An 8,226-nucleotide genomic window follows, 5' to 3' on the forward strand; every position below is an offset into this window, starting at 1 on the left:
TAGTTACCGAGTTCATTGATGAGGATATTTGTGTACCTGCTGTTGGCCAGGGAGCACTTTCAATCGAGTGTCGCGGCGATGATGAAGAGCTTCTTCAGCTGCTTGAAAAATTCACTTGTGCTGAAACAAGTGCGACAGTCAGAGCCGAAAGAGCATTCCTTCACATGATGGAAGGCGGCTGCCAGGTACCGATTGCTGGATATGCATATCTCAATGATCAGGAAGAAATCGTGTTGACAGCACTAGTCGGCTCGCCTGATGGAAAGATAATTTTTAAGGAACAGGTTACAGGAACAAATCCTGAGGAGCTGGGTGAGCTTGCAGCTGACAGGCTGATCAGCCAGGGAGCAAAAGACTTGATCGACAAGGTAAAACAGGAGCTAGATAGTGAATGATACCAGCGCATTCGCTGCAAAATAAAACGGTCATGATTCCAAGGGGAAAGGCTCACGCGAAGTCTTTCTCCGATTTGGTTAAAAGAAATGGAGGGATTCCCGTGGAGATCCCTCTTATTGCCTTTCAGCCGGTTGCAGCTTCTAAAAAACTACATAATACAATTACGAATTTACATAACTACGATTGGATCATTTTTACGAGCAATGTGACTGTGGAAACATTTTATTCTTTTATCCAAAAGAGTCGGGCTCTTCTGCCTAAAATAGCCGTTATTGGCGAAAAGACGAAAGAAATCCTTGAAGATATGGGAGAAAAGGTAGCCTTTGTACCAAAAGAATTTGTTGCCGAAGGGTTTATCGATGAGTTCTTACCTCATGTCAAACAGGGGGAAAGGATCCTGATTCCTAAGGGGAACCTGGCCAGGGATTATATCTCTAATGCTTTGAACGAAAAGGGCGCCATCGTTGATGAAATCATTATCTATGAAACATTCCTGCCTGAAGAAAGCAGGGGCAAGCTCGTTAAGATGCTAACCGAAGAAAGTCTTGATATACTTACATTTACAAGCCCATCTACGATTGATCATTTTATGAAAATCGTTGAAGAATATCATTTGAGGGACAGGCTGAAACATTGCATCATTTCCTGCATCGGGCCCGTTTCAAAAAGGAAGGCTGAGCATTGGGGTTTGAAGGTCCATGCCATGCCGGAAAAATACACCGTTGAAGAGATGCTGAACAGCGTTGCCAAGTATATAAATATTGGAGGGTAATCCATGAAACACCTTGAATTCAGCCGCCACCGCCGTCTTCGCCAGACAGCGAATATGCGCGCGCTCGTACGTGAAAACTATCTTCGCACTGAAGACTTGATCTATCCGCTTTTTGTCGTTGAAGGAGAAAATGTAAAAAAAGAAGTTTCTTCAATGCCGGGAGTCTATCAATTATCCCTTGATAACCTAAAAGAAGAAATCACGGAAGTGGAATCTCTGGGCATTAAATCTGTGCTGCTTTTCGGCGTTCCGAACGAAAAAGATGAAGTAGGCTGTCAGGCGTATCATGACCACGGAATTTTGCAGGAAGCGATCCGAGTCATCAAAAAGGATTTTCCTGATATGGTTGTCATCGCCGATACTTGCCTTTGTGAATATACAAGCCATGGCCACTGCGGCGTAATTGAGGATGGCAAAGTACTTAACGACCCTTCTCTAGAACTATTAGGAAAGACGGCCGTCAGCCAGGCACAAGCCGGCGCTGATATCATTGCTCCATCAAACATGATGGACGGTTTTGTTACGGCAATTCGCTTTGCATTGGATGAAGCGGGATTCCATGATGTGCCGATTATGTCCTATGCGGTGAAATATTCATCTGCATTTTACGGTCCATTCCGCGAAGCTGCAGAAAGTACACCTCAATTTGGCGACCGCAAATCCTACCAGATGGATCCTGCAAACCGTATCGAAGCTATGCGTGAAGCAGAGTCCGATGTCATGGAAGGAGCGGACTTCCTGATCGTTAAACCAGGCATGCCATACCTGGACATCGTCCGCGATGTGAAAAACAACTTCAACCTGCCTGTTGTCATCTATAATGTCAGCGGTGAGTACTCAATGGTCAAAGCAGCCGCGCAAAACGGCTGGGTTGATGAGAAGAGCATCGTCATGGAAATGCTGACAGGAATGAAGCGCGCCGGATCAGACCTGATCATCACCTACCATGCGAAGGATGCAGCACGCTGGCTGAAGGAACAGTAATGAATAAAAGGCTCTGTTGATATTTGGAGCATTCTTGAGAGAGCCAATTAAAAAGAAATGAGGGATAGTATGCGCTCATATGATAAATCGATTGCAGCTTTTAAAGAAGCGAAAGAACTTTTGCCTGGAGGAGTAAACAGCCCCGTCCGCGCATTTAAGTCTGTCAATATGGATCCTATCTTCATGGAAAAAGGGAAAGGTTCAAAAATCTATGACATCGATGGCAATGAATATATTGATTATGTACTATCTTGGGGACCACTGATCCTTGGCCACACTAACGACAAGGTCGTTGAGGGAATCAAGAAAGTAGCGGAGCTTGGGACAAGCTTCGGAGCACCGACAGTTGTCGAAAATGAGCTTGCTCAATTAGTCATTGACCGTGTGCCTTCAATTGAGATGGTAAGAATGGTTTCTTCGGGAACTGAGGCAACGATGAGTGCCTTGCGCCTTGCTCGTGGGTATACAGGACGGAATATGATCCTGAAATTCGAAGGCTGCTACCATGGACATGGTGACTCATTGCTTATAAAAGCTGGTTCAGGCGTCGCCACGCTGGGTTTGCCTGACAGCCCAGGTGTTCCTGAGGGAGTTGCTAAGAACACGATTACAGTACCTTACAACGATCTGGAGAGCGTCCGTTACGCATTCGAACAGTATGGTGATGATATCGCCGGCGTGATCGTTGAGCCAGTAGCCGGGAACATGGGTGTCGTACCACCTGTTGAAGGGTTCCTAGAGGGCCTTCGTGAAATCACAAGCCAGTATGGCACCGTCTTGATTTTTGATGAGGTCATGACAGGATTCCGCGTAGGCTATAACTGTGCACAGGGATATTACAATGTAACTCCTGACCTTACTTGCCTTGGCAAGGTAATAGGCGGAGGCCTTCCAGTAGGAGCATACGGCGGTAAAAGAGAAATCATGGAACAAATCGCTCCAAGCGGTCCGATTTACCAGGCGGGAACACTATCAGGCAACCCGCTGGCGATGACAGCTGGCCTGGAAACATTGAAGCAGCTGACACCAGAATCATACAAAGAGTTTGAGCGCAAAGCTGATATCCTTGAAAGGGGATTAAAAGCAGCGGCTGAGAAATATGGAATTCCGCACACAATCAACCGTGCAGGCTCGATGATCGGCATCTTCTTCACAAATGAAAATGTCATCAACTATGAAGTAGCCAAACAATCGAATCTTGAATTTTTTGCAGCATACTACCGTGAAATGGCTAACGAAGGGGTATTCCTCCCACCATCACAGTTCGAAGGATTATTCCTGTCAACAGCACACACAGACGAAGACCTGCAAAAAACAATTGAAGCAGCTGAGAAAGCATTTGCGAAGCTTGCAGAATAAATAATTTGTGTGACACTCTCCGTTTTGGGGAGTGTTTTTTTGTTTTTTGTTCAGAAAAGATCTCGATGTCTTCAGCAGATTTTGTCTGAGCTCCAGGTTCGGACAAAACACAGTCATAGTCACGAGGAATTGTCCGAAGTAGCCCTAGGTTCGAACAAAACATCGTTAAAGTCAACGAAGAATTGTCTGAAGTAGCCCAGGGTTCGGACAAAAGGCCGTTGTAATCTCTAAACTTTGTCTGAAGTAGTCCCAAGTTCGGACAAAAGGCAGTTGTAATCTCTAAACTTTGTCTGAAGTAGCCCCCGGTTCGGACAAAAGGCAGTCAAAATCTCTAAACTTTGTCTGAAGTAGCCCCTGGTTCGGACAAAAGGCAGCGTAATCCTCTTAACTTTGTCCGAAGTAGCCCCAGGTTCGGACAAAAGGCAAACGTTATCCTCTAAACTTTGTCCGACCTATTCTTATGCTCAGACAGATTCACTTCGAACAATCCTTACCAACTCCTTTTTATGTTCTAAATTATCATAAAAGTAAATATAGACTCATAAAGTGTTAATGACATAGTGATTTTACGTTTAAGGAATGAAAGGAGGAGTCGCTTTGTCTCAGGGGAATCAATCGTGCCTGCGATTTTCATTAGAGGAGTCAGTGTGGTTTCAAAGAGGACAGGAAGTCGCGGAGCTTGTCTCGATTTCACTCGATCCGAATATAACCATCCAGGAAAATGAACAATACGTATCCATTCGCGGATCGCTGGAGTTGACTGGGGAATATACATGCCACGAACAACAGCAAGAGAATGATGAGGAACAACTATCTGCTCTTAAGTACGTCCATTCTGTCATGGAGAGGGAGGAAGGGGTCAATGAATTCCTTCACCGTTTCCCAGTGGATATTACAATCCCTAAAAACCGGATTGAAAGCATTTATGACATTGATATTCAGGTAGAAGGATTTGATTATGTTTTTCCAGAAAAAGACCGCCTAAAGCTGAACGCTGATCTTGCCATCACTGGGTTATACGGCGAACAACAGCATGAAGCTGATCAGGAGGAGGACAGCGAAGAAGCCGAGGAACTTGAAGTCAGTTACCGTGAGGAAGCTACTGCGGAAGTTGATGCAGAGGTTGAAACAGACGCCGTTGCAGGTGCAGTTAGCCAAAGAACAGAAGATGATGCTGAACCAGATTTCCCGGAAGCTCCTGCCTATTCATTTGTCCAGCAAAATGAAACATTAAATCAAGAGGAAGAGCAAGCTTCCTATGAAGAAGAATTGTATGCGCCTTTCAGGGCAGAAGCCAAGAAAGAAGCAGAAGCGGAAGAAGGATCTGAACCAGAATTTCAGGAGCAAAGAGAACACCAACCAGTTCCGGAGTATGCTTTTAGTGATTTCAGAGGCGAGCCGGAGCCTGTTGAAGAGTTCGAAGTTGAGCAGGAAGAAGAAGTTGAAGTTGAACTGGAGATGGAAGACCAGCAAGAGGCAGAGATTATGCCTGCTGAAATGGAGGAATCTCCGGAAAGTTCTTCTTCTCCATTATTGAAAAAGAAAAAGCCGAACATGAAGCAAGGCATTTCAATCGCTGAATTTTTGGCGAGGAAGGAAGAAGAAACAGAAGTTGCCAAAATCAGAGTGTGCATTGTCCAGCAAGGCGACTCACTTCAGTCAATCTCTGAACGCTATGATGTGCCAGTACAGCAACTTCTGCGGGTGAATCATCTGAGCATCGACCATGAGGTTCATGAAGGCCAGGTGCTATATGTTCCAGGTGTAGCGGTTCATAATAATTAATATTTTTCACTTTAAGTATAAAGTTTTTTGCGCTTTGATTAGTGTCCAGCTCCAGCGCCTAGCCAGTTTTCATCCCTGAGTAGGCTTCCAGGAGTATCTTGCGAGAAGCGTTAGCTTTTAGCAGCTCGAGTCGTTTCGGTCCTGCCAATGAAGTCAAAGAACGACTTCACTGTCAGGCCCTCCGAGGGCACACGATGTGCTAGACCCGCCAGCCGCAGGACGTGGCGTTTAAGGCGGGCAACGCTTGTCGGGGCTGACCAAGGCGCTTGCGCTTTTCTTTGTAGCAATGCCTTGTCCAGAAGGAGGCTGGTTGTCAGGGCTGGCTTGGCTGCTGGCTGGGATTGCTATAGCTTTTAGTATGGGCAGGTGTAAAACACCTGCCCAGTTCTATTTATCGATATAATGTCGAGAAAGTAGGCGAGATCCAATGGATGATCGCAATTTTTTAAAAGAAGAATCTGCAGTGTTAAAGCAATACCCTATCGATCCGTATTTTGCGGAGGATTTTGGCAAAGTGAAAAAAGTCTATACGAAGTCAGGGACATTTGCTTTAAAAAAGATCCACCCATATGAGGGGACGGATTTTATCAAACACATCCAAAACCTTTATCAAAAAGGCTATAACAGGATTGTTCCAGTCTATCCGGCAAACGACGGACGATACGCAGTATTGCATAATAAGTCCCTGTATTATCTAATGCCGTGGATGCCAAATGAGACTAGGGAGGGCCAATCGCAAAGACACCAACAGTTTTTCAGGGAACTTGCGAGGATGCATACCTTGTCAGTAAAGGAAATGGAAATCAGCACTGAAGTTAAGCAAGAGCATTTCGAAAAGACGATAAAAGAATGGGAAAAGGAAGAAGAATTCATAAATGGATTCCTTGAAAGCTGCGAGGACAGAGTATATATGTCACCGTTTGAACTGACATTCTGCCTGTATTACATTCAAATTAGCCAGGCAATGCAGTTCGCGAAGCAGAAACTTGAAAGTTGGAATGAAAAAACGAAGGAGCAAAAGAAAACGAGGACGGTAACGCTTCACGGGAAGGTCTCTCCTGAACACTTCCTGTTCGATGAAAGAGGTTACGGGTATTTCATCAATTTCGAGAAGGCGCGTCAAGGGTCCCCGATCCAGGATTTGCTGCCCTTTTTAGCAAGGTCGCTGAAGACACAGCCGAAATATGGAGACGAAATCATCGACTGGATTTATGTCTATCTGAAGTATTTTCCGTTCCGTGAGGATGAAATGCAGTTATTCATGAGCTATCTTGCTTTTCCATCGGGGATTATCCGTGTAGCGGAATTGTACCATCAGCGCAAAACCGAAGTGGATGAGAGGAAGTTTGTCCAAAAGCTGCAGCGCCAGTACTGGCTCTTGAGCAATACGGGGTATGTAGTGACTAAGATAGACGAACTGGAAAAGCAAAAGGAACAGGCAAAACAAGAAGGAGCCCAGAGCTGAATCATGCTCTTTGGCTCCTTAAATAATTTCGAATTTGATGGCCAGTGCAATCAAGATGAATATCGATAACAGGAAGACATCAAATGTCGTCGGAAAGAAAAGTGTGCGGATTCCCTGGAACACGCAAAAAGGAATAATGAGCTGAGCACATACTGCACGCGCCGTCCTCGCCCACCGCGGGAGTGTATAAGGATTATACCTTCGTCTCTTCAACGCCATCCCTCCAAACAATCAGGTATCCCTTTTTTTATTCTATGACTGATTGGCCCAAAATGTGCTTATTGTTCGCACATAGAGGTGGAAAAAGTATAAAATAATAAAAAGTAGGAAATGATGATTGACGTCAATCCCCTTTTTTGGGTAGTATATCTAATATACAAAAACACAATAAAGTAAAGCTTTGACAGGGAAGAGTACATGAGCAGCCAGCTTGAAGAGAGGGAGTCCAGTAGCTGAGAGGACTTCTAAGCCAGGAACCATGGAAGGTCGCCCTTGAGCATCGCCTGGGAACGGAATTACCCCCAGTAACAGGCGGCGGTGAAGAGCCGTTATCCAGATTTGAGCCGGCAACAGAGGTGTTTTTACCGTTGCTGGGAAAAAAGGTGGTACCGCGAACAAACTCCATTCGTCCTTTTATGGCGAATGGAGTTTTTTATTTTTCAAGGAAATGTATTTGAATGGAGGAAAAACTGATGGAAGAGAATTTGTCTATGCCGACTAAATACGATCCGTCTTCGATTGAGCAGGGACGCTATGAATGGTGGATCAAAGGGAAGTTTTTCGAAGCGAAGGACGATGAAACGAAAAAGCCTTATACAATCGTGATTCCGCCGCCAAACGTAACTGGCAAGCTTCACCTTGGCCATGCGTGGGATACAGCGCTTCAGGATATCCTTACTCGTATGAAGCGCATGCAGGGCTACGATGTTCTATGGCTTCCAGGTATGGACCATGCTGGCATTGCTACACAGGCGAAGGTTGACGAAAAACTTCGCAGCCAGGGCATCAATCGTTATGAACTTGGCCGTGAAAAGTTCCTTGAGGAATCATGGAAATGGAAAGAGGAATACGCACAGCATATCCGCAAGCAATGGTCAAAGCTTGGACTTGGACTTGACTACAGCCGCGAGCGCTTCACATTGGATGAAGGCTTATCCAAGGCAGTAAAAGAAGTTTTCGTTTCTCTTTACCGTAAAGGATTGATTTACCGCGGTGAATATATCATCAACTGGGACCCAGCTGCTAAAACGGCCCTATCTGATATCGAGGTTATCCATAAAGATGTTCAGGGTGCTTTCTACCACATGAGATATCCTCTTGCAGACGGCAGCGGCCACATTGAAATCGCAACAACAAGACCGGAAACGATGCTTGGTGATACTGCGGTTGCTGTTCATCCAGAAGATGACCGCTACAAGCATTTGATCGGCAAGACGGTAACACTGCCAATCGTTGGCCGTGAGAT

7 protein-coding genes, 1 pseudogene and 1 other annotated feature are annotated in these 8,226 nt (G+C 45.3%); of the genes and pseudogenes, 7 read left to right on the top strand and 1 reads right to left on the bottom strand.

Annotation, left to right across the window (positions count from 1 at the left end; translation table 11 throughout):
- The 6 genes and pseudogenes from ACH0QE_RS18320 to ysxE form a co-directional block, all read left to right on the top strand.
- Positions 1 to 395 (top strand): annotated as a pseudogene (locus ACH0QE_RS18320) (hydroxymethylbilane synthase); the annotation flags it as partial.
- A gap of 32 nt (positions 396 to 427) precedes the next feature.
- Entirely contained in the window at positions 428 to 1,168 is a 741-nt protein-coding gene (locus tag ACH0QE_RS18325) for a uroporphyrinogen-III synthase (protein ID WP_415801932.1), read from the top strand.
- 3 nt (positions 1,169 to 1,171) lie between these two features.
- Entirely contained in the window at positions 1,172 to 2,152 is a 981-nt protein-coding gene (gene hemB, locus ACH0QE_RS18330; protein ID WP_415801927.1) for a porphobilinogen synthase, read from the top strand.
- A 69-nt stretch (positions 2,153 to 2,221) separates the two neighbouring features.
- Positions 2,222 to 3,511, top strand: a complete 1,290-nt coding sequence (gene hemL / locus ACH0QE_RS18335; RefSeq protein WP_415801928.1) for a glutamate-1-semialdehyde 2,1-aminomutase — start codon at positions 2,222 to 2,224, stop codon at positions 3,509 to 3,511.
- Positions 3,512 to 4,108: 597 nt separating this feature from the next.
- On the top strand, positions 4,109 to 5,296 hold the full coding sequence (gene spoVID / locus ACH0QE_RS18340; RefSeq protein WP_415801929.1) for a stage VI sporulation protein D: 1,188 nt from the start codon (positions 4,109 to 4,111) through the stop codon (positions 5,294 to 5,296).
- Between the two features lie 427 nt (positions 5,297 to 5,723).
- The gene (gene ysxE / locus ACH0QE_RS18345; RefSeq protein WP_415801930.1) at positions 5,724 to 6,761 is read left to right on the top strand and encodes a spore coat protein YsxE; all 1,038 of its coding nucleotides are present in this window, start codon (positions 5,724 to 5,726) and stop codon (positions 6,759 to 6,761) included.
- 18 nt (positions 6,762 to 6,779) lie between these two features.
- On the opposite strand, the gene ACH0QE_RS18350 is transcribed toward ysxE, so the two are convergent.
- Positions 6,780 to 6,974: a hypothetical protein gene (locus ACH0QE_RS18350; protein ID WP_023627118.1), complete on the bottom strand. Its 195-nt coding sequence runs from the start codon at positions 6,972 to 6,974 to the stop codon at positions 6,780 to 6,782.
- Between the two features lie 178 nt (positions 6,975 to 7,152).
- Positions 7,153 to 7,397, top strand: a binding site (T-box leader).
- A 56-nt stretch (positions 7,398 to 7,453) separates the two neighbouring features.
- Here ACH0QE_RS18350 and ACH0QE_RS18355 point away from each other — a divergent pair.
- Positions 7,454 to 8,226 (top strand): class I tRNA ligase family protein (locus ACH0QE_RS18355; protein WP_415801931.1); only part of this gene is annotated, 773 nt, incomplete at its 3' end.

Source organism: Mesobacillus sp. (genome assembly GCF_047739415.1).
Lineage (GTDB): Bacteria > Bacillota > Bacilli > Bacillales > Cytobacillaceae > Mesobacillus.

What these genes read in the sequence shown, in the direction of transcription:
- ACH0QE_RS18325 (WP_415801932.1), top strand. Translation starts at nt 428, where the DNA reads ATGATTCCAAGGGGAAAGGCTCACGCGAAGTCTTTCTCCGATTTGGTT.
- hemB (WP_415801927.1), top strand. Translation starts at nt 1,172, where the DNA reads ATGAAACACCTTGAATTCAGCCGCCACCGCCGTCTTCGCCAGACAGCG.
- hemL (WP_415801928.1), top strand. Translation starts at nt 2,222, where the DNA reads ATGCGCTCATATGATAAATCGATTGCAGCTTTTAAAGAAGCGAAAGAA.
- ysxE (WP_415801930.1), top strand. Translation starts at nt 5,724, where the DNA reads ATGGATGATCGCAATTTTTTAAAAGAAGAATCTGCAGTGTTAAAGCAA.